Source organism: Domibacillus aminovorans, from assembly GCF_001643235.1.
Taxonomy (GTDB): Bacteria; Bacillota; Bacilli; order Bacillales; family Domibacillaceae; genus Domibacillus; species Domibacillus aminovorans.
This window is the reverse complement of record NZ_LQWY01000021.1, coordinates 52471-75801: the sequence shown is the minus strand read 5'-3', so window position 1 is coordinate 75801 and position 23331 is coordinate 52471. Positions and strand designations below refer to the sequence as shown.

Annotated in this window: 23 protein-coding genes; 18 read left to right on the top strand and 5 right to left on the bottom strand. The window is 40.7% G+C overall.

Annotated elements, in window-relative coordinates; translation table 11 throughout:
- Positions 1-99 precede the first annotated feature (99 nt).
- The 11 genes from glyA to AWH49_RS09070 all read left to right on the top strand — a co-directional run bounded on the left by glyA (position 100) and on the right by AWH49_RS09070 (position 11166).
- Complete coding sequence (gene glyA / locus AWH49_RS09120) at positions 100-1350, top strand: serine hydroxymethyltransferase (protein ID WP_063965434.1); 1251 nt, start codon at positions 100-102, stop codon at positions 1348-1350.
- 15 nt (positions 1351-1365) lie between these two features.
- Positions 1366-1884, top strand: coding sequence for a serine dehydratase beta chain (locus tag AWH49_RS09115; protein WP_063965433.1), 519 nt, complete (start codon positions 1366-1368; stop codon positions 1882-1884).
- A complete protein-coding gene (sdaAA, locus tag AWH49_RS09110) occupies positions 1884-2765 on the top strand; it encodes an L-serine ammonia-lyase, iron-sulfur-dependent, subunit alpha (protein ID WP_063965432.1) in 882 nt (293 codons plus the stop codon). Before AWH49_RS09115 ends, sdaAA begins: the two co-directional genes overlap by 1 nt.
- 29 nt (positions 2766-2794) lie before the next feature.
- Positions 2795-3892 (top strand): glycine cleavage system aminomethyltransferase GcvT, encoded by a 1098-nt coding sequence (gcvT, locus tag AWH49_RS09105; RefSeq protein ID WP_483294783.1) that lies wholly within the window; start codon positions 2795-2797, stop codon positions 3890-3892.
- Between the two features lie 147 nt (positions 3893-4039).
- The gene (gcvH, locus tag AWH49_RS09100; RefSeq protein ID WP_063965431.1) at positions 4040-4435 is read left to right on the top strand and encodes a glycine cleavage system protein GcvH; all 396 of its coding nucleotides are present in this window, start codon (positions 4040-4042) and stop codon (positions 4433-4435) included.
- Between the two features lies 1 nt (position 4436).
- Entirely contained in the window at positions 4437-5789 is a 1353-nt protein-coding gene (gene gcvPA / locus AWH49_RS09095) for an aminomethyl-transferring glycine dehydrogenase subunit GcvPA (protein WP_063965430.1), read from the top strand.
- Positions 5782-7272, top strand: a complete 1491-nt coding sequence (gene gcvPB / locus AWH49_RS09090) for an aminomethyl-transferring glycine dehydrogenase subunit GcvPB (RefSeq protein ID WP_063965429.1) — start codon at positions 5782-5784, stop codon at positions 7270-7272. Before gcvPA ends, gcvPB begins: the two co-directional genes overlap by 8 nt.
- A gap of 159 nt (positions 7273-7431) precedes the next feature.
- Positions 7432-8310 carry a lipoyl synthase gene (gene lipA / locus AWH49_RS09085; protein WP_063965428.1) on the top strand — a complete coding sequence of 293 codons (879 nt, stop codon included), beginning with the start codon at positions 7432-7434 and terminating at the stop codon, positions 8308-8310.
- Positions 8311-8349: 39 nt separating this feature from the next.
- A complete protein-coding gene (locus AWH49_RS09080) occupies positions 8350-8655 on the top strand; it encodes a HesB/IscA family protein (protein ID WP_063965427.1) in 306 nt (101 codons plus the stop codon).
- 279 nt (positions 8656-8934) lie between these two features.
- Positions 8935-10611 (top strand): ribonuclease J, encoded by a 1677-nt coding sequence (locus AWH49_RS09075; RefSeq protein WP_211268389.1) that lies wholly within the window; start codon positions 8935-8937, stop codon positions 10609-10611.
- Between the two features lie 105 nt (positions 10612-10716).
- The gene (locus AWH49_RS09070) at positions 10717-11166 is read left to right on the top strand and encodes a HEAT repeat domain-containing protein (RefSeq protein ID WP_063965426.1); all 450 of its coding nucleotides are present in this window, start codon (positions 10717-10719) and stop codon (positions 11164-11166) included.
- Between the two features lie 272 nt (positions 11167-11438).
- Here the strand turns inward: AWH49_RS09070 and AWH49_RS09065 are convergent, their stop codons facing one another.
- Both AWH49_RS09065 and AWH49_RS09060 read right to left on the bottom strand, forming a co-directional pair.
- Positions 11439-13046, bottom strand: a complete 1608-nt coding sequence (locus AWH49_RS09065) for a catalase (protein ID WP_063965425.1) — start codon at positions 13044-13046, stop codon at positions 11439-11441.
- 125 nt (positions 13047-13171) lie between these two features.
- The gene (locus AWH49_RS09060; RefSeq protein ID WP_063965424.1) at positions 13172-14431 is read right to left on the bottom strand and encodes an erythromycin esterase family protein; all 1260 of its coding nucleotides are present in this window, start codon (positions 14429-14431) and stop codon (positions 13172-13174) included.
- A 146-nt stretch (positions 14432-14577) separates the two neighbouring features.
- Here AWH49_RS09060 and AWH49_RS09055 point away from each other — a divergent pair, with 146 nt between their 5' ends.
- The 3 genes from AWH49_RS09055 to AWH49_RS20965 all read left to right on the top strand — a co-directional run bounded on the left by AWH49_RS09055 (position 14578) and on the right by AWH49_RS20965 (position 15567).
- On the top strand, positions 14578-14838 hold the full coding sequence (locus AWH49_RS09055; RefSeq protein WP_063965423.1) for a YjcQ family protein: 261 nt from the start codon (positions 14578-14580) through the stop codon (positions 14836-14838).
- 104 nt (positions 14839-14942) lie between these two features.
- Entirely contained in the window at positions 14943-15389 is a 447-nt protein-coding gene (locus tag AWH49_RS09050; protein WP_063965422.1) for a hypothetical protein, read from the top strand.
- 49 nt (positions 15390-15438) lie between these two features.
- The gene (locus AWH49_RS20965; RefSeq protein WP_018392076.1) at positions 15439-15567 is read left to right on the top strand and encodes a hypothetical protein; all 129 of its coding nucleotides are present in this window, start codon (positions 15439-15441) and stop codon (positions 15565-15567) included.
- Between the two features lie 86 nt (positions 15568-15653).
- Here the strand turns inward: AWH49_RS20965 and AWH49_RS09045 are convergent, their stop codons facing one another.
- Entirely contained in the window at positions 15654-16400 is a 747-nt protein-coding gene (locus AWH49_RS09045) for a TraR/DksA C4-type zinc finger protein (RefSeq protein WP_063965421.1), read from the bottom strand.
- 631 nt (positions 16401-17031) lie between these two features.
- On the opposite strand from AWH49_RS09045, the gene AWH49_RS09040 reads away from it, so the two are divergent.
- The 3 genes from AWH49_RS09040 to AWH49_RS09030 all read left to right on the top strand — a co-directional run bounded on the left by AWH49_RS09040 (position 17032) and on the right by AWH49_RS09030 (position 20654).
- Positions 17032-18021 carry a BMP family ABC transporter substrate-binding protein gene (locus tag AWH49_RS09040; RefSeq protein WP_063965420.1) on the top strand — a complete coding sequence of 330 codons (990 nt, stop codon included), beginning with the start codon at positions 17032-17034 and terminating at the stop codon, positions 18019-18021.
- A gap of 11 nt (positions 18022-18032) precedes the next feature.
- Complete coding sequence (locus tag AWH49_RS09035; protein ID WP_063965419.1) at positions 18033-19841, top strand: sensor histidine kinase; 1809 nt, start codon at positions 18033-18035, stop codon at positions 19839-19841.
- A gap of 183 nt (positions 19842-20024) precedes the next feature.
- Complete coding sequence (locus AWH49_RS09030; protein ID WP_063965418.1) at positions 20025-20654, top strand: HNH endonuclease; 630 nt, start codon at positions 20025-20027, stop codon at positions 20652-20654.
- Between the two features lie 102 nt (positions 20655-20756).
- Here the strand turns inward: AWH49_RS09030 and AWH49_RS19975 are convergent, their stop codons facing one another.
- Positions 20757-21641: an exonuclease domain-containing protein gene (locus tag AWH49_RS19975; protein WP_063965417.1), complete on the bottom strand. Its 885-nt coding sequence runs from the start codon at positions 21639-21641 to the stop codon at positions 20757-20759.
- A gap of 233 nt (positions 21642-21874) precedes the next feature.
- On the opposite strand from AWH49_RS19975, the gene AWH49_RS20335 reads away from it, so the two are divergent.
- Positions 21875-22048 carry a hypothetical protein gene (locus AWH49_RS20335; RefSeq protein ID WP_169815986.1) on the top strand — a complete coding sequence of 58 codons (174 nt, stop codon included), beginning with the start codon at positions 21875-21877 and terminating at the stop codon, positions 22046-22048.
- Between the two features lie 89 nt (positions 22049-22137).
- Here the strand turns inward: AWH49_RS20335 and recA are convergent, their stop codons facing one another.
- Positions 22138-23127, bottom strand: coding sequence for a recombinase RecA (gene recA / locus AWH49_RS09020; protein ID WP_018392090.1), 990 nt, complete (start codon positions 23125-23127; stop codon positions 22138-22140).
- Positions 23128-23331 lie beyond the last annotated feature (204 nt).

Below are 23331 nucleotides of genomic sequence, written 5' to 3'. Positions count from 1 at the left end.
GAGAAAGATGTAGGGCCTGAAGAAAACCAGTTTGATCATCAGGATAAATAAAACGATGAAAATATTCAGTGAAAACTGAAACTATAAGGAGGAATAAGAGTGAGTTTACAAAAAAATGATTCAACGATTTTTGAAGCGATTGAGCAGGAAAAAAATCGCCAGCATCAAACACTCGAGTTGATCGCATCAGAAAACTTTGTCAGCGAAGAGGTATTAGAAGCAATGGGAAGCGTGATGACGAACAAATATGCAGAAGGTCTTCCGGGGAAACGTTACTATGGTGGATGTGAATTTGTCGATATAGCAGAACAAGCAGCTATTGAGCGCCTAACTAAGCTTTTTAATGCCAAGTATGCAAATGTTCAGCCTCACTCAGGTGCACAAGCAAATCTCGCTGTTTTTTACGCGCTGCTTCAGCCTGGTGATAAAGTGATGGGAATGAACCTTTCACATGGTGGACATTTAACTCATGGAAGTCCTGTCAGTATTTCTGGGAGATGGTTTGATATTGTCTCCTATGGAGTGAGGGAAGATACTCAATTGATTGACTATGATGAGCTTGAAGCCATCGCTAAAAAAGAAAAACCAAAACTAATTATTGCCGGTACAAGCGCTTATCCAAGAACCATTGATTTTGCACGATTTAAAGAAATTGCCGACAAAGTTGGGGCAAAATTGATGGTGGATATGGCCCATATTGCAGGCCTTGTAGCAGCGGGGCTTCATCCATCACCAGTACCATATGCAGATGTTGTGACGAGCACTACACATAAAACATTGAGAGGGCCGCGCGGCGGCATAATCTTAACAAATGATGAAGAAATGATAAAAGCGATCAATAAAGCGGTATTTCCAGGCATTCAAGGCGGACCGTTGATGCACATTATTGCAGCCAAAGCCGTTGCCTTCAAAGAAGCATTGCAGCCAAGCTTTAAAGAATACGCCAGACAAGTCATTGAAAATGCTGCAGCACTTGGTGAAGCATTAAAGAAAGAAGGAGCTGTCCTTGTTTCCGGCGGAACAGATAATCATATTGTGTTACTGGATGTACGCCCATGGAACTTAACGGGAAAAGTAGCGGAGAAGCTGCTTGAAGAAGCAGGAATTACTGTCAATAAAAATACGATTCCATATGATCTGGAGAGCCCGTTTGTGACAAGCGGAGTCCGTATGGGCACAGCGGCATTAACAACACGCGGAATGAAAAAGGAAGAGATGGTGCAAATTGCGGGAGTCATCTCGGCTGTTTTAAAGAGCAAAGGGGATTCAGCTGTTCTAGAAAAGGCAAAAGAAACAACAAAATCTATTTGTGAAGTGTATCCTTTATTTCAACAGCCGATTAATGTGTAAGAAAGGAGAAACATCATGGAATTTCAAAGTTGCTTTGACATTATCGGACCAATCATGGTAGGACCATCTAGTTCTCATACAGCCGGTGTTGTATCTATTGGCAGGTTTATACATGAACTCTTAGGCGGTTGTCCGAAAGAGGCGAACATTATTTTCTATGATTCTTTCGCACAAACATACCAAGGGCATGGGACAGATAAGGCTTTGCTTGGCGGGCTACTCGGGATGGATACAGATGATCCGAGAATTAAATACGCGCTTGAGCTGGCATACGGACAAGGGCTTGACTATACCTTAAATTTCGAAGACAATTGTGCACATTTTGAGCATCCAAATACAACAATTGTGACAGCAAGGCGGGGAGAAAATGTTGTGAAAGTTGGTGGAGCATCTCTTGGGGGAGGCTTATCAAAAGTATTTATAATTGATGGCAAGACGGTAGATATACGTTTAAGTACAGGCGAAGACCTTTCTGTGATAGCCAAAAAGTATCCACAATATAGGATGAGAAAAGTTCTTATGGGAGATGTATGATGGAAATCCAGTCAATGAAAGAACTCATTGAAGCTTGTGAGAGTGAACAAAAAACAATTGGTGAAATCATGCTGATGATGGAAGCAGAAAAGTCAGGGAGAAATAAAGAAACCATTATCAGCATGATGGAAGAACGATTAATCAAAATGAAGGAAGCAGTTGATAACGGTAAAAAAGACACATCTGCTGCACCGAGCGGTATTTCCGGTGGTGATGCCGTGAAAATGAGTGAATATGAACGTTCAGGGAAATCACTTACAGGCGATTATATTAGTAACGCGATGACTTTCTCGCTGGCAACCTCCGAAAGTAATGCTCGAATGGGTGTTATTGTGGCAACGCCAACTGCCGGTGCCGCAGGAATTTTGCCAGGCGTATTGTTTTCGCTTCACAAAAATGACGGCACTTTCTATAAAGATTTAGTCATGGGATTGTTTACGGCAAGTATGCTTGGTTATGTGATTGCAAATCGTTCGTTTATTTCAGGGGCTGCAGGAGGGTGCCAGGCAGAGGTCGGTTCTGCTACGGCCATGGCTGCAGGAACGATCGTTGAATTAAAAGGCGGAACACCAAAACAAGTAGTGCATGCAACTGCTATTGCGATGAAATCACTTTTAGGTTTAGTTTGTGATCCCGTTGCGGGACTTGTTGAAGTACCTTGCATTAAGCGAAATGTCATTGGTACATCGATTGCCTTTGCAGCTGCGGATTTAGCTCTTGCGGGTGTCGAAAGCCGCATTCCGTGCGATGAAGTCATTGAGGCGATGTACAAGATTGGAAAGGAAATGCCGAGAACACTTAGAGAAACAGCACTTGGCGGCCTTGCTATGACCGAAACGGGTAAAAGGGTAAAAGAAGAGTTATTTTGCAGGAAAACTTAATCGGGGGTGTAGCAGTGAGTACAAAAACAGTGTTAAAGCGAACAGCGCTTTTTGAAGTGTATAAAAAGTACGGAGCAAAGGTCATTGATTTTGGTGGTTGGGAACTTCCAGTACAATTTTCAAGCATTTTAGAAGAACATGAGGCCGTTCGAAAGGAAGCTGGGCTTTTTGATGTTTCTCATATGGGGGAAGTGCTCGTAGAAGGAAAAGATGCAGAGAATTACCTTAACTACCTGGTAACGAATGATGTAACAAAGATTCAGATCAACCAAGCACAGTATACAGCTATGTGTTATCCAGACGGTGGAACGATCGATGATTTGTTAGTTTATAAGCTAGAAAATGAAAAATATTTACTCGTCATTAATGCATCAAACATTGAAAAAGATTTTGAGTGGATGAAGCAGCATGTAGAAGGAGACGTGAAGTTAGAAAATAGATCAAGTGACATTGCCTTGCTTGCCATTCAAGGTCCAAAAGCAGAAGGCATCTTACAAAAACTCACAGAGACTAATTTATCTGAAATTGGTGTTTTCCAATTTGCTCAACATGTCAATGTAGACGGTATTACAGAAGTTCTCGTATCCCGTACAGGCTACACGGGGGAGGACGGTTTTGAACTTTATTTAGCAGCGGATAAGGTGGAGACACTTTGGGAGAAACTTCTAAATACAGGAAAGGAAGAGGGTTTAAAACCGTGTGGACTTGGTGCGCGTGATACGCTTCGTTTTGAAGCACGCCTTGTACTATATGGCCAGGAGCTCACAAATAAAATCAGCCCGCTTGAAGCAGGAATCAGTTTTGCTGTCAAAACGAACAAAGAAAGTAATTTTATCGGCAAGGCGGCCCTTACAGCTCAAAAAGAAGAAGGATTAAAACGAAAGTTAGTAGGGATTGAAGTAACAGGACGGGGCATCCCTCGTCACGGGTACAAAGTATTTTCTGGAGAAGATGAAATTGGTTTTATTACATCCGGAACACGCTCACCGTCATTACAGAAAAACTTAGGCCTTGCGCTGGTATTCGCAGAACACGCTGAAGTGGGGACGCAGTTAAAAGTTGAAATCCGTCATAAGAAGATTGACGCCGTTGTTATAAAAGCACCGTTCTATAAAAAAGGATCATAAAATTTTTCATATAGTAATAGCTTGATATGCATCGTACGAAAGTGGGAATGTGCATGCAAGCGTGAAATCGGCAAGCAATATACAACTTGTATATCCTAAACTGTTCAAAACCGTAAAAATATTAGCGCGTGAAAGGAAGAAAAAACAATGACAAAAGTGACAACAAACTTACTATATAGCAAGGATCATGAGTGGGTACTACAACTAGGCGGAAATCGAGTGCGTATTGGGATTTCAGATTATGCCCAAAATCAATTAGGTGATATCGTCTTTGTCGAAAACCCGGACAGTGATGATGAGGTAACAGCTAATGAAACAATGGGAACAATCGAGTCGGTTAAAACAGCTTCTGAAATTTATTCTCCTGTATCAGGTACTGTTGTCAGTGTCAACGAGGCGTTAGGGGATGAACCTGAGATGATTAACGAACAGCCATATGAAGCAGGTTGGTTAATAGAAGTCGAAATGTCCAATCCGGAAGAGTTAGAATCGCTTTTAAATGACGGTGCGTACCAGGAATTTGTTCGTAAAGGAGATGTGTAAGATGACAGCAACCTATCGATATCTCCCAGATACAAAACAAGATCAAGAGGAAATGTTAGCCTTTTTAGATATTTCTTCAGTAGATGAGCTGTTTGAAGATATCCCTCCTGAGATTCGTCTGAAGGGAGAGTTAAATATTCCAGACGCCATTCCTGAACCGCAGTTGATGAAAAAGATGCATAAGCTTGCATCGCAAAATAAAAATGCTAACGAATACCCAATTTTTCTTGGTGCTGGCACGTATGATCATTACATTCCAAGTGTAGTGAACCATATGATTTCCCGCTCTGAGTTTTATACAGCTTATACTCCGTACCAGCCGGAAATCAGCCAAGGGGAATTACAAGCCATTTTTGAATTTCAAACGATGGTTTGTGAGCTAACGGGAATGGATGTTGCCAACTCTTCTATGTACGATGGCTTTACTTCTCTTGCAGAAGCTGCATCACTTGCCGTTGCGTCTACGCGGCGTTCGAAAGTACTTGTTTCTAAAGCTGTTCATCCTGAGTCACGGGCGATCTTAAACACAGTTGCGGGAGGTCCGGGCTATACAGTCGAAGAGATAAATTTAGCAGGTGACTGTACAGATTTGGAAAGCTTGCAGGCACAAATTGATAAAGACACGGCTGCTGTGATTGTTCAATACCCAAACTTCTTCGGATCGATCGAAGACCTAGCAGAAATTAAAAATATCGCAGATACAACAGGGGCCCTTTTCATTGTTAGTGCCAATCCATTGTCACTGGCACAATTACAGGCACCAGGTAAGCTAGGGGCAGATATCGTTGTCGGGGATATGCAGCCATTAGGGATACCGATGTCCTTTGGCGGTCCGCACTGTGGATATTTTGCGGTTACTAAAAAATTTATGCGCAAAGTGCCGGGGCGTATTGTAGGACAAACGGCAGATGAGCAAGGCAAACGTGGATTTGTCTTAACACTGCAAGCGCGTGAGCAGCATATTCGTCGTGATAAAGCATCCTCTAATATTTGTTCTAATCAGGCATTGAATGCTCTTGCTTCTTCCATCTGCATGACAGCACTTGGAAAGCAGGGAATCCGCGATATGGCACAGCTGAATATAGAGAAAGCGGATTATATGGCAAAACGTCTGCAGGAAAAAGGATTTGTTGTTGCGAATGAAGCACCTTTCTTTAATGAATTCGTTGTAGACCTTCCTCGTCCAGTTAAGGAAGTTAATACAAAGCTTCTTGAGCAAGGAATCATCGGCGGATTTGATTTAGGAAATGATTACGGCTTTGACCATCAAATGCTCATTGCAGTAACAGAACAGCGTACGAAAGAAGAAATTGACCAATTTATAAATGTATTGGAGGCGAGCGTAAATGGTTGAATATAATGATTTGATCTTTGAAATTAGTCGTTCAGGGCGTGTCGGTTCCAGTCTTCCGGAAAGCGACGTAAACAAAGTTGATCTGCAAGATAAATTTCCTAAACATTTAATTCGTGATATCCCGGCTGAACTTCCGGAAGTATCGGAGCTTCAGCTAGTACGCCATTATACTGCACTCTCCAATAAAAATCACGGGATCGATAATGGTTTTTATCCGCTTGGTTCTTGCACGATGAAGTATAATCCAAAAATTAACGAGGATGTAGCACGTTTAGAAGGCTTTAGCCGCATTCATCCTTACCAGCCAGCTGAAACGGCACAGGGAGCACTTCAGCTTTTATATGAATTGCAAGAGGAATTAGCTGTCATTACAGGTATGGATGCTGTGACACTGCAGCCATCTGCAGGCGCTCAAGGCGAATGGACAGGGCTCATGATGGTGAAGGCGTATCTTAAAGAAAAAGGAGAAACGAGAACGAAGGTACTTGTTCCAGACTCTGCTCACGGTACGAATCCAGCAAGCGCGACGGTTGCCGGTTTTCAAACAGTGACCATTCCATCAAATGAAAATGGTTTAGTAGATGTAGAAGAATTAAAGAAGCACGTGGACCACGACACAGCAGCACTCATGCTCACAAATCCTAATACACTCGGTCTATTTGAAAAAGAAATTGTGGAAATCGCCAAAGTTGTTCATGAAGCAGGCGGCTTATTGTATTATGATGGGGCAAATGCCAATGCTATTTTAGGCAAAACAACGCCAGGTAAAATGGGCTTTGACATCGTCCATTTAAATCTTCACAAAACATTTACAACGCCTCATGGCGGCGGCGGTCCTGGCGCAGGGCCAGTCGGTGTGAAAAAGAAACTGATTCCGTATTTGCCGGTGCCGCGTATTGAAAAAGACGAGGATAAATATGTGATCGACTTTAATCAGCCGCTTTCAATTGGCCGTGTAAAAGGCTATTATGGAAACTTTGGTATTCTTGTTCGTGCGTACACGTACATTCGCACAATGGGGCCGGAAGGATTGCGTCAAGTATCTGAAAGTGCTGTTCTTCACGCGAATTATCTTCGCAAAAAGCTAGAGCCATATTTTGAAGCACCGTATTCACAAATTTGTAAGCATGAATTTGTTTTATCAGGATCCAAACAGAAAAAACTTGGTGTAAGAACACTTGATATGGCAAAACGTCTGCTGGATTTCGGCTACCATCCGCCGACTATCTATTTCCCGCTAAATGTAGAAGAATGCTTGATGATTGAGCCGACAGAAACAGAGTCAAAAGAAACAATGGATGCCTTTGCTGATGTGATGATTCAAATCGCCAAAGAAGTAGAAAACAATCCAGACGTTGTATTAGAGTCGCCGCATACAACGGTCATTGGCCGATTGGATGAAGTACAAGCAGCTAGACAGCCAATATTGCGTTATACAAAAGAGGAAGCGGTGGAGATAGATAAAGAAATCGTAAAATCATAAATTAATTTCAGGATTGAAAATGAACCGCCGGGAATGAAAGTAAAGTGAGCATGTACTTTTTCACTATTTCAATCTTGGCGGTTTTCAATAAATGAACATCAATACTGGATATATATCAAGATTGTGACTGGTTTCAGTCCATTTATAGGAGTGAATGATATGACTATTGAGTATGTGCGTAAACCAGAATGGCTCAAAATTAAATTAAATACGAATGAACAGTATACAGGCTTAAAAAAAATGATGCGCGAAAAAAAACTTCATACGGTCTGTGAAGAAGCGAAATGCCCTAACATTCATGAATGCTGGGCTGTACGCAAAACGGCAACCTTTATGATTTTAGGAAGTGTATGTACACGTGCCTGCCGATTCTGTGCTGTTCAAACAGGGCTTCCGACAGAGCTTGATTGGGAAGAGCCAGTACGTGTGGCAGAATCAGTGGAGCAAATGGGCTTAAAGCATGTCGTCATTACCGCTGTTGCTCGTGATGACCTAAAAGACGGCGGAGCGGGGGTATTCGCGGAGACGGTACGAGCAGTGCGGCGTCTCAATCCATTTTGCAGCATTGAAGTTCTTCCATCCGATATGAATGGGGAATGTGACAACTTAAAAACATTAATGGATGCAAGACCAGACATTTTAAACCATAACATTGAAACAGTGAGACGTTTAACACCGAGAGTTCGTGCACGAGCAACATATGAACGTTCCCTTGGGTTTTTAAAACGAGCGAAAGAATTAAATCCCAACATTCCAACGAAATCAAGTATTATGATTGGTCTTGGAGAAACAAAAGAAGAGATTATAGAAACGATGGTGGACCTCCGCGACAATGATGTGGATATCATGACAATCGGTCAATATTTACAGCCAACGAAACACCATTTAAAAGTACAAAAATATTGGAGTCCACAGGAGTTTAACGAATTAAAGGAAATAGCCTTGTCCAAAGGGTTTAGCCATTGTGAATCAGGTCCACTTGTTCGCTCTTCCTACCATGCTGATGAACAGGTCCGTGCAGCAAAATCAAATGTATGATCATGAATAATAGGATATTGACGGGAAGGAGAGCGTTCAATGGTTATCACACTAACAGAAGCGGCATTGGACAAGCTAAAAGCAATGGTCTTCAAGGAGGAACAGTCACCCCGTATTGACGCCGATGTAGCTGGCGGATGCGGGCTGTCTGTTAAATTTACGCTTGTTTTTGATGAACCACGACGAAACGATACGGTTATTGAATATGATGGAATTCACATTCGAATGGACCATTTTACAAAACGTTATGTAGATATAGAAACGCAAATTGATTATACTGATGAACACGGCTTTCTTGTAGGAGAAAGTTTTGCCTCAAGTGCTTGTACAATTGAAATTGATTAATTGTTGCAATTAACGCAAAGCTTTTAAGAGCATAGACTAATCAAAATTGTCAGTGAAATGTGCTGACAATCTTTTTTCTCCTTTAAACGATACAATTACATAAAATTGGAATAAATCAGAAATTGTACTGCCCTGATTTGCGTTACGCTTCAGCCGGCATAGTAACGGATGAAAACTTTACATCATGTTTTATGCCCGATATGTGAAACTTTATGGTCAAGCATAAAAAGATGTTAAAAGGGCACACTTTGCATAATGATGTAAAGTGGGAGGAATCGAATGTTGAACGCAGCAGAAAATACATTATCGATCGTTGCTTTAGGTGGCGTTAATGAAATTGGGAAAAATATGTATGCGGTACAATATGCAGACGATATTGTGGTCATCGACTGTGGATCCAAATTTCCAGATGAAAGTTTATTAGGCATTGATTTGATTATCCCGGATATTGCCTACTTACAGGAAAACAAGGAGAAGATTCGAGCTTTAGTTGTGACGCATGGACATGAAGATCATATTGGGGCTATCCCATACATATTAAAACAATTAGATATGCCGATATATGCAACACGATTAACGTTAGGTTTAATCGAAGTGAAGCTCAAAGAACATAGGCTTCTTCGGGAAACGCAGCTTATCACGATTGACTCTGATTCGAGTATTGAGTTAGGAACGATTCGTTTAACTTTTTTTAAAACAAACCATAGTATTCCCGATTGTCTAGGCGTTGCTTTTCATACACCTGAAGGGACAGTCGTCCATACGGGTGACTTCAAGTTCGATTTAACGCCGGTAAATGATCAATATCCGGATATTCATAAAATGGCCAACCTCGGTAAAAATGGTGTGTTAGCTCTATTATCAGAAAGTACGAATGCGGAACGTCCGGGGTTTACGCCGTCTGAAAGATTTGTAGGCGAGCACATTGAAGAAGCGTTCAACAAAGCGCAGGGGAAAGTGTTTATCTCTACTTTCGCATCAAACGTTCATCGCGTTCAGCAAGTCGTAGATGCTGCGATAAAGACCAATCGAAAGCTTGCCTTACTTGGCCGAAGTATGGTGAACGTCGTATCGGTTGCATTGGAACTTGGTTATTTAACGATCCCTGATGGCATGTTAATTGACGCGAATGAAGTGAATCAAATGGCTCCCGAGAGGGTGGCGATTCTTTGTACCGGAAGCCAAGGGGAGCCGATGGCCGCTTTATCCCGTCTATCTAGTTCGAAATATCGGCAAGTAGAAATTATGCCGGGAGATACGGTTATATTATCTTCAAGCCCAATACCAGGGAATGAACGGAATGTGGCACGGATTATCGATAATTTATTTCTTCTCGGAGCGAAAGTGATTTATGGATCGGGAAGTGTAACGGGTCTGCACGTTTCCGGACATGCGAGTCAAGAAGAATTAAAATTAATGCTTACGTTAATGAAACCGAAATACTTTATTCCTATTCACGGTGAATATAGAATGCTGCATCAGCACCGCTTATTAGCCGAATCTGTTGGAGTCGAGCAAGAAAACATTTTTATTGTAAACAATGGGGATGTGGTCGATATTCACAACGCAGTGGCCCGTCAGACGCGGAAAATACCTTCAGGGAACATTTTTGTAGATGGATTGGGTATTGGGGATGTTGGAAACATTGTATTACGTGACCGAAAACAACTGTCTGAGGAAGGGATGCTCATCATCGTGATTCATCTTAGCAAAACGGAAGGCAAAATTGTTTCGGGTCCGGATACAATTTCCCGTGGGTTCGTCCATGCTCGCCATTCGGAAGAGCTTTTAAATGACGTGAATCAGCTCGTGACAACGACCGTTCACAACTTACAAGGCGCAAAAGTAAACCAATGGAAAGTCATCAAAAAAAGCGTAAAAGAATCGGTCGGGAAATTTTTATATACGGAAACAAAAAGACGGCCCATGATTGTTCCAATTATCATTGAAGTGTAAAACGCTGAAAAAGAGTACGTGTTTCAACAGATCATGGTACAATACGGATTGGAATGAAGTTTTATTTTATTAAAAAGATGTTGAAATAGAAGGGGATTAAATCGTTTGAATAATAAAGAAGCAAAAAGTGAGTTACCTCCACATTTTAAAGAATTAAAAAAATCAGCCAATCGAACGTCTAATTGGAGAGAACGTTTAGACACTGTTGAAGAGTTAGGACAGTGGAAAAACGAACAAACCATTAAGCTGCTAACGCGTATGATGATGACCGATACCGTGTATAAAGTGCAAGAGGCTGCTTTCCGTCAGCTTAAAAAGTTAGGCGAAGATGTTCAATTACCGCCCAAGAAAAAAAGTGACGCGATTAAAGACGTCATGAAAATCTTGGTGCGAATTAAGAAAAGTTTACCGGAAGATCATACGTTTAAAGAATTTGAAGAGAAGTTTAAAAAAATGAGACTCGATGTGTACGATACGTACGAAGGGGAAATGGGAGCCGACTTTAATAAGTGGCTTGAAAACACATGGGCATCGCTCTCGCTGCCGAATAGATAACGTCTGTTCATTTTTTGGAAAATCATAAAAACTCCGATTGTGTGTATGTGCAATCGGAGTTTTTATGTGTGCTTGACATGGACAGTTACATGACAAAATGCATTGTTTTGCCTCTATGAATCGGCTATACTCTTTCTGAACTAAATAATAGGAATAGAAGGATGGGAAAAGATGAAGAAACGAATGACAAGATTGCAAAATTTAGCAAAATAACAAATAATAACCGGAGCGGAAATTCCGCTGCCGGTTATTTTGAATAGTATAATGTGACATCAGTATGGTTCAGCGTCGTGCCCTTTTTTCACTGCTTTTTCCGGTGCTTGATCACCGTCTTTGTTGCCAAGTGGTTTTTGGCTAGATCCGTCTTTTGAGGCATTCGCCAAGCCTTCTCTTAAGCGGCGGCCATATTCTTCGTCTGCTTCTTCTGCCAGAGCGATCATTTTATCTTGAAGTCGTTGATCGCATTTAGAAAGGTCTCCGACAAGGTTTGAAATTAATTCATCTTTTTCCCAGTCTTCAAAATTGCGGTATGTTTCGCCCGCTTGTTTCGTATTGCTTTGCCGGTCGATGGACTCACGCACTAGTTTGCCTTCAACGTGTGGTGTATGTTCTTTCCCGGCTTGTTTTGCTTCTTTTAGTCCGCCCAAAATCGATGGCTCATAGTTAATATGAGGGTTTTGACCAGGGGCACGGTCTACTTTATATTGCATTTGTCCCCCGCTTTGATTCGTCGCAACCCGTTTTTTCGGCGCATTAATCGGCAGCTGCAAATAATTCGCACCTACGCGATGGCGCTGCGTGTCTGAATATGAAAACGTCCGACCTTGAAGCATTTTGTCATCCGAAAAATCGAGACCGTCAACGAGGACGCCTGTACCGAATGCGGATTGTTCCACTTCGGTAAAGTAATCTTCCGGGTTTTTATTTAAGGTCATTTTACCGACAGGTAGCCACGGGAACTTATCTTCTGGCCACAGTTTCGTATCATCAAGCGGATCAAAATCTAGTTCCGGATGCTCATCATCGCTCATGACTTGGACGAGCAGTTCCCATTCCGGATAATCGCCGCGCTCAATGGCATCATACAAATCTTGAGTCGCATGATTAAAATTGGTCGCTTGAATTTCGCTCGCTTCTTTTTGCGTCAAGTTTTTAATGCCTTGCTTTGGTTCCCAGTGATATTTAACAAGTACGGCTTCGCCTTTGCTGTTGACCCATTTATACGTATTCACGCCAGAGCCTTGCATCATGCGGTAGTTCGCCGGAATGCCCCACGGTGAATAAACAAACGTCACCATATGGAAGGATTCAGGGGAACTTGCGCAAAAGTCGAAAAATCGTTCTCCATCTTGAAGATTCGTAATGGGATCCGGTTTAAAGGCATGGATCATGTCAGGGAATTTCATTGCATCACGGATAAAGAAAATTTTTAAGTTGTTTCCAACTAAATCCCAGTTTCCGTCTTCTGTATAAAATTTAACGGCAAATCCACGCGGGTCACGAAGCGTTTCTGGCGAATGACCACCGTGGATAACCGATGAAAAACGAACGAAAACAGGTGTTTGTTTCCCTTTTTCCTGAAATAATTTCGCGCGTGTATATTTCGAAACAGGCTCGTCTCCAGCTGTTCCATAGGCTTCGAAATAACCGTGCGCACCAGCACCGCGTGCATGAACCACACGTTCAGGAATACGCTCTCGATCAAAATGGCTAATTTTTTCGATGAAATCATAGTTTTCTAACGCAGCAGGGCCGCGATTTCCGACTGTTCGGATGTTTTGATTATTCGTAACTGGATGTCCCTGTCTGTTTGTCAATGTGTCTTCATTTTCAACATTCGTTTTTTGATTGTCACGATTGGATTGATCTTTTGTCACCATTTGCCCTCCTCAGTATAGTATAGATCGGCAATTTCTTGAAACAAGGAGAATCCTTGTAACCTCTCTCTACGATTCCCATATTTTCAATAAAATATTCCATTCATTTTAGCCTCTGCTCGTTTTCGTTAAAAGGTGAAGGGAGATAATGCTTTTGTTTTCTCTATATGGATAAAGGCATTATATCTTTCTGAGAGGCGGGAAGGGACGTAATTACCAAGCTGTTCCCTTTCAGGATGATACACGACGCCAATGGCACGGTGTCCTAGTGTATCTCGAAACACATGCTGGTTTTCTTCCGTAAATAGGATGTATTTATTATAAGGCCCTGCTTGATGAACTAAGTCCTCCCAGCTTTCTTTCTCCGCTTTTGGAACTGTCATTACTTCTGCCGCATCTCCCCACTTCTGGGCGGCTATCACGTTGCCATGGTGCGTGCCGAAACCGATCGCATACACGTTTTCTTGCCCATATTTTTCACGGGTGAGCTGGCCGACATTGACCGTTCCGTCGTTTGCCATATCTGTAGCGCGGGCATCTCCAATATGGGTGTTATGTTCCCAAATGATCCCTTTTGCTTCTTTTCCGTAATAATGTCCGATATAGTCAAGGGCTTCGACCATATGCCGGTCCCGAATATTCCATGACTCATTTCCGTTTGTAACCATGGCATGGTAGTAAGCCTCTGCATTGCTTGCAACGAGAGCGTTTACCTGCATATTAAGGGCGGACTCAAGATCGCCGCCATATGAATGTTTGTTTTGGTGGATCGTTTGAAGAAGGCCCATGATTTCTTGTATACAACTTTCGCCATAAAAAGCAGCCGAAATGCCATACTGTTCCGCTTGTCGATGAAACGGTTCAAAGCATTCAAACACCTGCTTCGCTTTTTCTACATCAGGAGATTTGGTCTTTTCCAAGTAATGAATGATGGCTTCCATCGACTCCCACAGGCTATACACATCCAATCCATAAAATCCGACGAGTTTATCTGCGGTTTTTTGGTTTTCATTAAAAGCACGAAGCCAATCAACAAGATGTGCGACTTCCTCATTGGCCCACATCCAGGCAGGCCACCGGTTGAAGGAATGTAATACTGCCTCTGCATTCGTATACTCAGGGGTATGTCCTTTAATATAGCGATTAACTTCAAAGCAAGCCGGCCAATCTCCTTCCACCGCAACAAAAGAAAAACCATGTTCTTCAATCAGTTTTTTTGTGATTTCAGCACGGGTCGTGTAAAACTCGGATGTCCCGTGAGAAGCCTCTCCAAGCAAGACATACTGAGCGTGACTTGCGTCTTTTATTAACGGCTCTAAATCGGCTGCATTGATAAAACGAACAGCATGCTTTTGGATATGTTCTACATATTGATCCATCTTAATCATTTTCATCACCCCATTTTTTTCTTAGTATGAGCTGAATGAAAGGAAAGGAACCAAACTGATCATTTTTGAATATGGGGGACGAAAAAAGGGTAGAGTAGACTATTGCATTTAGTGAAAATTTCTTGAAATGATAAGGAGGTCAGGTGATGCAAGTAGAAAAATTAGCAGTCAACATTCTTGGAAACATTAAAATGGGAATGAAGCCAGACTGGAACGATTATGGAGTTGGATTAGAAAAGTTCGGGGAAGCTCTTCAGTATATCGATTCAAATAACTTAGCAACAGGCATTAATGTGAAAAGAACTGAAGCAGGAAAAGAAATAATGGGTTACTTTACGGATGACGACTTCTCCCTCACATTGCCGGGGATGGAATTTTTAGAGAAAAATACATTTAAAACAAACTAGAAATGAAAGATGAATGGTCAAAATGGAAATAATGCTTGTAAAGTACTCTTCTTTTGGGTACTTTTTTCTTTGCTTTAAAAAACGTAGATAACGGAGAGGTGATTGTGCTGCGTGACCTAGTGAAGAAGAGAAAAAGTGAAGTTCGATATTGCCAACCATTAAGCAATGGCCAAGCACTTCATATTTACTTTTGGCGTGAAAAACAGAGTATTTCAAATCAAATCGTATATGTATGGAATGTCGGGATAATCATTACCGACACCCGAAAAAAGGCGAATTATTGGAAAAATCACAGTCTGAAAGGCCAAAAAGACATGTCAACCGGAGAATGTGGGCTGGAAGGTCTGAAAAAAGCAATCGACATCATTCTTCAGTTCAGATATCGCTTAAAACGAAATGAATATTTGTTTGTCGTTTTTGATGACGAGAAACGAAAAAGTGCCTACCGCTGGTTAGAACGGTATGGGTTTATGGAGTTTCACAAAAATGATCAATTCCAGGCGTATGGCACCTTTAATCCAATTTACTGGGAGTGGTTTGAGACAGAGTAGCAACGCCATATGTGGAAATAATAAAAACAGGAAAGGAGGGATAAGCGGAATGAAGCAACCGAGTAGAGGATTACACGTTCAAATTGCGAAGTGTTTGCAGCAGCGAAAGATGGATGTAAGAAGGGCCGAACGTTTGGCTGGAAAAAACATATCAGATATCGCAAATTCCGGAAAATAAAAATAACTTTGGTTATGACTAGCGTTTACAAAAGAAAAGGGACAGCTGGATTCCATTATCCTAGGGACTCCAGCTGCCTGATTCCATCATTTCTTCTTCGTATAAGGATCTTGCTCCGATGCTGGTAAGTCACCAAATTCAGTCATTATACCTTCTTCATCTAATCCATCTTCATAATGTTCATGTTGTTTATTCGGATAGACCGTAATATTTTTCCCGGTAATGTCCACCCCGACAAAGTTTTCGTAATCTTCCACGTACCCAACATTTTCCTCCGATTCGACGTACATGTCGTCGTAATTTTCCGGTGGATTAGCAAAATCAGATGGTGACTCGGACGTTCCATATTGTGCAACATCTTGCCACGAATCTTCCGCATCATAGGCGACATTTTCATCTTTTGTATCTATATCAAACTTTCCAAACGAAGTTAATACGCTTTCTTCAATAGGTCGATCGCGGGAAATTTTCTGGTCCAGAGAATGATCAATGCAGTACAGGGCTGTTGGCAAGGCTTCTAAACGATCAACAGGTATTTCTTCTTTGCACGTTTCACATATGCCGTACGTTCCATCCTTCATCGCTTCTAATGCTTTATCGATACTTTGCAGTTCTAGCTCAGCGTGTTCATTGAGCGCTACATCTTTCCCTCTTTCAAATAACTCTGAACCTACATCCGCCGGGTGGTTGTCGTATACGGATAATTCACTTATGGAATCAGATAGGCTTCTTTTTAAATCGAAATGATCATTATCCTCAAAATGAGAGGCTAATTCAGTCTTCCTGTTCATTAACTCTGTACGAAAATGGGCTAGCTGATCTTCTGTTAACATATTTTTCAGTCCTTTACCTTGCGTATTGATAAGGTCTTTTTCATTTCCTCTTTAGAAAAAATGAAAAAAGCTACAAGAATAGGCTACCCAATAAAAATGGTTTGAGTCATATGGAAGAAATTTCCGAATGAAAAGTACTGCGCTAGAACTGGTGAAACAATAGATGAATCGCTGTAAAGCCTGCATCTGTTTATATAAAAAAGTCCTAGGCATACCGTCAGGGTCATGATTGATTGGTGAAAAATTATGTAATGTATATAAATCAGTCTAAAAAGGAAAAAGTGTCCATGAGTAATGAAACGGAATCCTTGCCAGCAGCACAGTGACTACAGATAGTAAATAATTGATTAATTTGAACGAACAGTTTCTAGTCTCCTCTTTTTTTAATATATTATAGAGAGTATAATACTTATAATGAAGGATTTGGTACGTCAACAAAAGCAATCACTTATTCATGATGCATATGTATGATTTTGTAAGAATTGAAACAAATTCTTCTGTTTATCTTTTTAGCAAATGATACTAATAAATATCGATAATATTACTTGCTGGTTGATATTTGTGAAATCCTAGTCGATACGTATACTTTTTTAAGGTGTAGTAGAAATACTTTTTTGATAGGGGAGCTGTAATGCCACAAAAGAATCAGAGTAAATTACTGTTATGGGTAACCGTAATCGTTATATTCACGTTTATCTCTATTATTTTGTTTAAAACAGAGACGATTTTAGACAATGCTGAAACAAATAGTCAAATAGAAAAAACAAAGATGACGATTATAACTTCTGATGTCATTGAAGATCAAAGCTGGGGAAGTCTCGCTTATAAGGGCAAGATGAAAATAGAGGAGCAATTCCCAGTATCCGCTGAATTATTTAGTGAGATCAAAACAGAGGAACAGATGGAGGACACAATAACGAAAGCTGTTGCAGCAGACTCTAAGGTGATCATTGGCCACGGCCGCGAGTTTTCAAGCTTTTTTACAAAAATCGCAACTACTTATCCTGACATTCATTTTGTCACGATTCATGGGACCTCAAAACACCCGAATCAAACCGTTTACACGTTTGATCAAAATAAGATTGAATACATGGCGGCTTTGGCAGCCGTTCTGAAAACAAAAAGCAATAAGATCGGTATACTAGATGCATATGAAGCGAGAAAGAGGCTCCCCGGGTTTGAACAAGGGATGAAGCAGTATAAACCGGAAGCCATATTATACTATAGCGTTGTGAATAGCAGGGATGACGGGGAAAAAGCGGTGGAATTGATGAAAGAAATGATGGATCAAGGTGTCGATGTGATCTTTACCAAAGGGAATGGCTATAATCGAAATGTGATTGATTATGCAAAAGAGAAAAACACTTTTGTGATCGGTTATTTGGATGATCAATCCTATATGGGTGAAGAACACGTGTTAACGAGTGTCTTAAATGATGTTCCACAGGCGTATATTGCTGTGATGAAAGACTTCTTTAGTGAGGACGGGATCCCTCAGGGGAAAGTCGTATTGAATGAAAAAGATGGAGTATACAATCTGGCTCCATTTGGTCCGATGTATACAGAAAAGGAAAAACAATATATCCGTTCAGAGATCAATCTATTGAACAGTAGGAGATAAGGAAGAATGTGATGAATAAGAGCTTTTTGAAAATGCCGTTTCGCAATAAAATATTACTGGTCCTCCTCTTAAATACAATATTGTTAAGCGGATTTTCACTCATCTTTGTTCATTCGATCGAAGATATCAATCAAGTGAGTAAAAAAGTGAAAGATAATAACATTCCGGGAGTCGTCTGGATTTCTTATTGGAAAGAAGAGTTAAGTATTAAACAATATATAGTTGAAAGCTATCTCTTACATAACACCAGTGATCGCTTTATTGAAATGTATACATCACAAGAAATGAAAAAATTTCAATATGCAAAACAAAATCAGGTGGAAATACCAAAGTCAATGGAAAGCTTTGAACGTGAAATGAATTTATTGGATTTTATCATTGTCAACAATGTACAGGGCCTTATAGTGTATGGAGATGAAGAGGCCGCTAAAAAATATATTAAAGATCAATATCTCCCAAAAATGGAAGAATTAAAGAAAGAATTGGAAGATTTGGAGGAAGAAACCTTTTTATCTTTAAATGATCATACGAATGATTTTTCAACGATCATTGAAGATTCATTAGTACTATTAATTTTAATGACGTGCGGGGCTGTCATTTTATCTATCTATGCATCGTATAAAATTAGCAGTAGTTTAACAAAACCGATTGAAAAAATGATTCACAACGTAAATGATATAGCGAATGGTCAATATGGTTTAACCATCAATGAAACGAATCAAATTGAATTGCAGCACTTAACGGATTCGATTAATCAGATGTCACTCCGATTAAAAGAGTCATTTAACAAAATTTTGGCTGATAAGATCTATCTAGATGAAATTTTAAATTCATTACCCGTGGGCATTATTACAAGCGATAATCAAACAACGTTCTATTCACTCAATACGTCAGCTAAAAATGTATTAGATATAGATGAAGAAAAGATAAAAACGCTTATTAAGAACGGAGTATATGCCCAAAACACACCCTTTTGGGATATTCTGTTATCAAAGCGAATTTGTCAAAATATAAAGGTTCCGTTGAAAATCAATGGGGAACATTATCAATTGTTAGTTTCTCAATCACAGTTAATCAATCAACATAAAGAAGTAATCGGAAGAATCTTTTATTTCATCGATATAACGAAAACGGAAGAATTAGAAAATAGAATCCATCAATCAGAAAAGTTAGCTCTTGTAGGCGAATTAGCTGCAGGGGCAGCTCATGAAATTCGAAATCCGCTATCGGTGATCAAAGGTTTTCTATCATTGATGAACGACGCGATCCCTGATGTAGATAAAGAACGATTCTATTTGCCGCTAGTCATGAAAGAAATTGACCGAATTAATACCATCGTTGAGGATATGCTTCTTCTATCTAAGCCTGGAGCACCTATTTTAAACGAAACCTATATAGAAGAGATTATTAATGACATTTTGCCTTTAATTACTCAATCTTCATTAAAAGAGGATCAGATTAAATTTATCATTGATGTAGAGCGAGTGCCTGTATTCGTTGATATGAATCAAATGAAACAAGTCTTCTACAATTTAATTCGTAATAGTAAAGAAGCGATAAATGAACAGGGGACTATATATATTTATTCAACTAAAGAAAACGGCTTTTATCAAATTTATATTAAAGATACGGGCACAGGAATCCCTCTTGATATGCAACAATCTTTATATAATCCGTTTTCAACATCTAAAGGAAACGGAACCGGCTTAGGTTTAACACTTGTGCAAAGAATTGTTCAAAACCATGAAGGGAAAATCGAATTGGTTTCCACCTCAAGCGAAGGAACTACTTTTTTAGTGAGCCTTCCGTTGCGGAGTTGAAAAAGGATTCCACAAATTGAGGTCTTTATGATCGTTTAAACAAAAAGCATCCTAGCGGGTGCTTTTTTATTTGAAGAAGGCATAATGAATGATCATATACCGAATGAAAATAGGAAAAGATAAAAAGAAAAGAATGAGCCCAGCTAAAGTCCGTAAAAATAATCTAAAGGCAGGTTAGGTGAAATGAACTTAACAGAAAAGCAAAAGGCGTTTATTGATCATTATTACGCCACTTTAGATGAAAAAAATTCGATTGCAACAATTGAAGAAATGGTTGAAGTGTTCGTTGTTCTGTATTTGGAAGCGAATGATGATGACAAAAGAGAACGAGTGGCGTATTCCATTTTGACGATCAATCCTACAATAAAGCTTATGGGTCTTGAAGAACTGCTGGACGTTAATGAGTTATACGAGCACGCTGCAACTAGGCAAAAGAAAGTGAAGAATGGCGCAATAGTGGCACAAGAAAAAAGGCATCGGCATCGGGGAGATTTTTCTTTGACGGATGCTGAATGGGAGAACGCCGTCCATCATTTTAACAATGAATGTGCCTATTGCGGAAAGAAAGAAAAATTAACGTTCGAACACGTTGTTCCATTTTCAAAAGGCGGCAGCTTTGGCAAGGAAAACATTATCCCCGCTTGTAGCACATGCAACTCAAGCAAAAATGATCTAGACTATGATCATTGGTACAGAAATCAGTCCTTTTACGACGAAATGAGAGATCAAAGGGTAATGACATATTTAGGGCAGATGAATAATCCAGGCTCAAATGATGACGGGTTAAGCGAAGATCATGTCCTTTTTGCATGATATAAAGTGCAACTTCATTCAGTGGCGGTGAGGTCCACCGGACGTGGGTCACGCAGACGTTGTCATAGGAAGTGACGGTCTTAGTCTGCGTTCTCCTATCCTTTATTTGAAAACCGCTCCGAAAAATTTATGTTCTGATACAAGCTTTACTTTATATCCCGCTTGCTGCCACTCTTTTGCTTGTTGAATTTTAGACGACACTTGTCCTTTTCGGTATTTTATTGCGTCTGATTCGCCGACGATGAGGTAGTCTGTGTCTTTTTTAAGAGACGTGTGGACATGCGCGCCTCGTTTCGTCACGAGTTCGATGGCGTCTGCGCGTTTCATAGATGTGAGTGTACCGGTGAAGCAGAGTGATTTTTCGTAAAAAGGATGGTGCTTGTCTAGCTCCACTTTTACCGGTGTTTTTTTACGGGGTGCTTTATTTTTATGGAAAGCCGGCCCGTTCAAATAGCCGAATGAGTAGTCGATTTCGCTAAGTAAATGATGAAGGGACGAGTGTTCTTTTGTCATATGAATGACAATCGTTGCGCAGGCTATGGCGTCTTCAAGTGCATTATGATGCTCAAACTGGAAATCGAAATGATCGGCGACGACGTTCAGTTTATGGGAAGGCAGCTTCAGCAATTTTTTCGCGAGCATGCAAGAGCAGAAATATGGATTGTCCGGCAGCGGCAGCGCATATTTTTCGGCCGTGCCGCGCAGCACGTTTATATCAAATTGGGCGAAATGGGCAACGATTGGATCATGGCCAATAAAGGCGAACACATCCTCATACAACTCCTGAAATGTCGGAGCATCTTGCACGTCTGCCGGGTGGATACCATGGACCGCGATGTTGCGGCTATCGAACTGTTCACCTGGATTGACAAGCGAATAATACGTATCAGTAATCTCACTGCCAGCCACTTTTGCAAGGCCAATGGAGCAAACGCTGCTCCGGCTCGCATTCGCGGTTTCAAAATCTAATGCGACAAAATGAATCATCAGACAGTTCTCCTTTAGCAAGAATTCGGTAGCGTAAGTGTACTGCTTTTTTTTAGTGAATTCAATGAAACTTGTGAATGTAGATGGAGAAAATAGTCAATAAACGGATGGAATGGAGTTTAGCTGTGTTGATGGGACGGTCATTTTGGGATTTCAGTGAAATAAAGACAGATGGGGCAACGTTTTTTTGTTGTATAATGGAGAAAAAGTGATAGATAGAAGGTGTTTTATGTATGCAAAAACTAGGCTGGGGATTAACGGTGATCGGATTTATTGCGATTTTAAGCGGCGTACTCTATCCGCTTGACGTGATGGATAAACCAACGTTTTTCACGCTGCTCGTTGGCGGGGCATGTATAATGTTTGTTGGATCGATGATAAGAAGTTTTTCGTCGTTGAAAAAATAGAGATCGATTCGTTTGTCCTTTGGGGAAAAGAATGATAGAAGTGAAGAGGAAAGAAAATGACTCCGGGTTTGAGACCGGAGTCATTTTCTTTAATTAATGCCTAAATGAGTTCGAATCTTCATTTCGATTTCATCGGAAATGGCTTTGTTCTCTTTTAAAAAGACTTTTGCGTTTTCCCGTCCTTGTCCAAGACGTTCTCCATTGTATGAATACCATGCACCTGATTTTTCAATGATCTCTGTTTCAGCACCTAAGTCGATGATTTCCCCTTGTTTTGAAATCCCTTCTCCATACATAATGTCTACTTCTGCTGTACGGAAAGGCGGTGACACTTTATTTTTGACGATTTTGATTTTCGTTTTGTTTCCGAGAATTTCTGTTGCGGACTTAATTTGTTCAGAACGTCTAACCTCGACCCGGACGGATGCATAAAATTTGAGTGCGCGTCCTCCAGGTGTCACTTCTGGATTGCCAAACATGACCCCTACTTTTTCTCTTATTTGGTTAATAAAGATGGCAATCGTGCCCGTCTCACTAATCGCCCCATTTAATTTGCGCATCGCCTGTGACATGAGTCGAGCTTGTAAGCCGACATGTGAAGCGCCCATTTCTCCTTCGATTTCTGCTCTTGGAACGAGAGCAGCGACTGAATCGATAACCAAAATATTAACCGCTCCACTTCGCACAAGTGCTTCTGCAATTTCAAGCGCCTGTTCGCCAGTATCTGGCTGAGAGAGAAGGAGTTCGTCAATGTCTACACCGATCTTTTCCGCATAAACAGGGTCAAGTGCGTGTTCCGCGTCTATAAAGGCTGCCGTCCCGCCTTGTGCCTGCACTTCTGCAATAGCATGAAGAGAGACCGTCGTTTTACCAGATGATTCCGGACCGTATATTTCAATAATACGACCTTTCGGATATCCGCCAATCCCTAAAGCCTTATCGACTTGAATAGATCCACTGGAAACGGCACTCACACGTTTGTCGGCCTGTTCACCTAACTTCATAATCGCCCCGTGGCCAAACTGCTTTTCAATTTGCTTTAATGCAGCATCTAATGCTGCTTGTCTATCTGCACTCATTATTATCATCCTTCCCAAAAATAAGCGCCTCTTGAAAGAAAAACGCTCTCCATTATTGTTTCATTATAATGCGAAACACATTCCAGGAAAGGCTCATATATCAATGACGAAAATTTGTTCTACATTCATTATATAGAAACATGTGTTTGTTGTCAAAGGAACAAATACATGGAAACAATCTAAAATTTGGAAAATAGTTCCCTT

Coding starts and splice junctions, on each gene's coding strand:
- AWH49_RS09075 (WP_211268389.1), top strand. CDS start 8,935: ATGTTGAACGCAGCAGAAAATACATTATCGATCGTTGCTTTAGGTGGC.
- gcvPA (WP_063965430.1), top strand. CDS start 4,437: ATGACAGCAACCTATCGATATCTCCCAGATACAAAACAAGATCAAGAG.
- AWH49_RS09115 (WP_063965433.1), top strand. CDS start 1,366: ATGGAATTTCAAAGTTGCTTTGACATTATCGGACCAATCATGGTAGGA.
- lipA (WP_063965428.1), top strand. CDS start 7,432: ATGACTATTGAGTATGTGCGTAAACCAGAATGGCTCAAAATTAAATTA.
- AWH49_RS09030 (WP_063965418.1), top strand. CDS start 20,025: ATGAACTTAACAGAAAAGCAAAAGGCGTTTATTGATCATTATTACGCC.
- sdaAA (WP_063965432.1), top strand. CDS start 1,884: ATGGAAATCCAGTCAATGAAAGAACTCATTGAAGCTTGTGAGAGTGAA.
- AWH49_RS20335 (WP_169815986.1), top strand. CDS start 21,875: ATGCAAAAACTAGGCTGGGGATTAACGGTGATCGGATTTATTGCGATT.
- gcvPB (WP_063965429.1), top strand. CDS start 5,782: ATGGTTGAATATAATGATTTGATCTTTGAAATTAGTCGTTCAGGGCGT.
- recA (WP_018392090.1), bottom strand. CDS start 23,127: ATGAGTGCAGATAGACAAGCAGCATTAGATGCTGCATTAAAGCAAATT.
- AWH49_RS19975 (WP_063965417.1), bottom strand. CDS start 21,641: ATGATTCATTTTGTCGCATTAGATTTTGAAACCGCGAATGCGAGCCGG.
- AWH49_RS09080 (WP_063965427.1), top strand. CDS start 8,350: ATGGTTATCACACTAACAGAAGCGGCATTGGACAAGCTAAAAGCAATG.
- AWH49_RS20965 (WP_018392076.1), top strand. CDS start 15,439: ATGAAGCAACCGAGTAGAGGATTACACGTTCAAATTGCGAAGTGTTTG.
- AWH49_RS09040 (WP_063965420.1), top strand. CDS start 17,032: ATGCCACAAAAGAATCAGAGTAAATTACTGTTATGGGTAACCGTAATC.
- AWH49_RS09065 (WP_063965425.1), bottom strand. CDS start 13,046: ATGGTGACAAAAGATCAATCCAATCGTGACAATCAAAAAACGAATGTT.
- AWH49_RS09045 (WP_063965421.1), bottom strand. CDS start 16,400: ATGTTAACAGAAGATCAGCTAGCCCATTTTCGTACAGAGTTAATGAAC.
- gcvH (WP_063965431.1), top strand. CDS start 4,040: ATGACAAAAGTGACAACAAACTTACTATATAGCAAGGATCATGAGTGG.
- AWH49_RS09055 (WP_063965423.1), top strand. CDS start 14,578: ATGCAAGTAGAAAAATTAGCAGTCAACATTCTTGGAAACATTAAAATG.
- AWH49_RS09035 (WP_063965419.1), top strand. CDS start 18,033: ATGAATAAGAGCTTTTTGAAAATGCCGTTTCGCAATAAAATATTACTG.
- AWH49_RS09060 (WP_063965424.1), bottom strand. CDS start 14,431: ATGATTAAGATGGATCAATATGTAGAACATATCCAAAAGCATGCTGTT.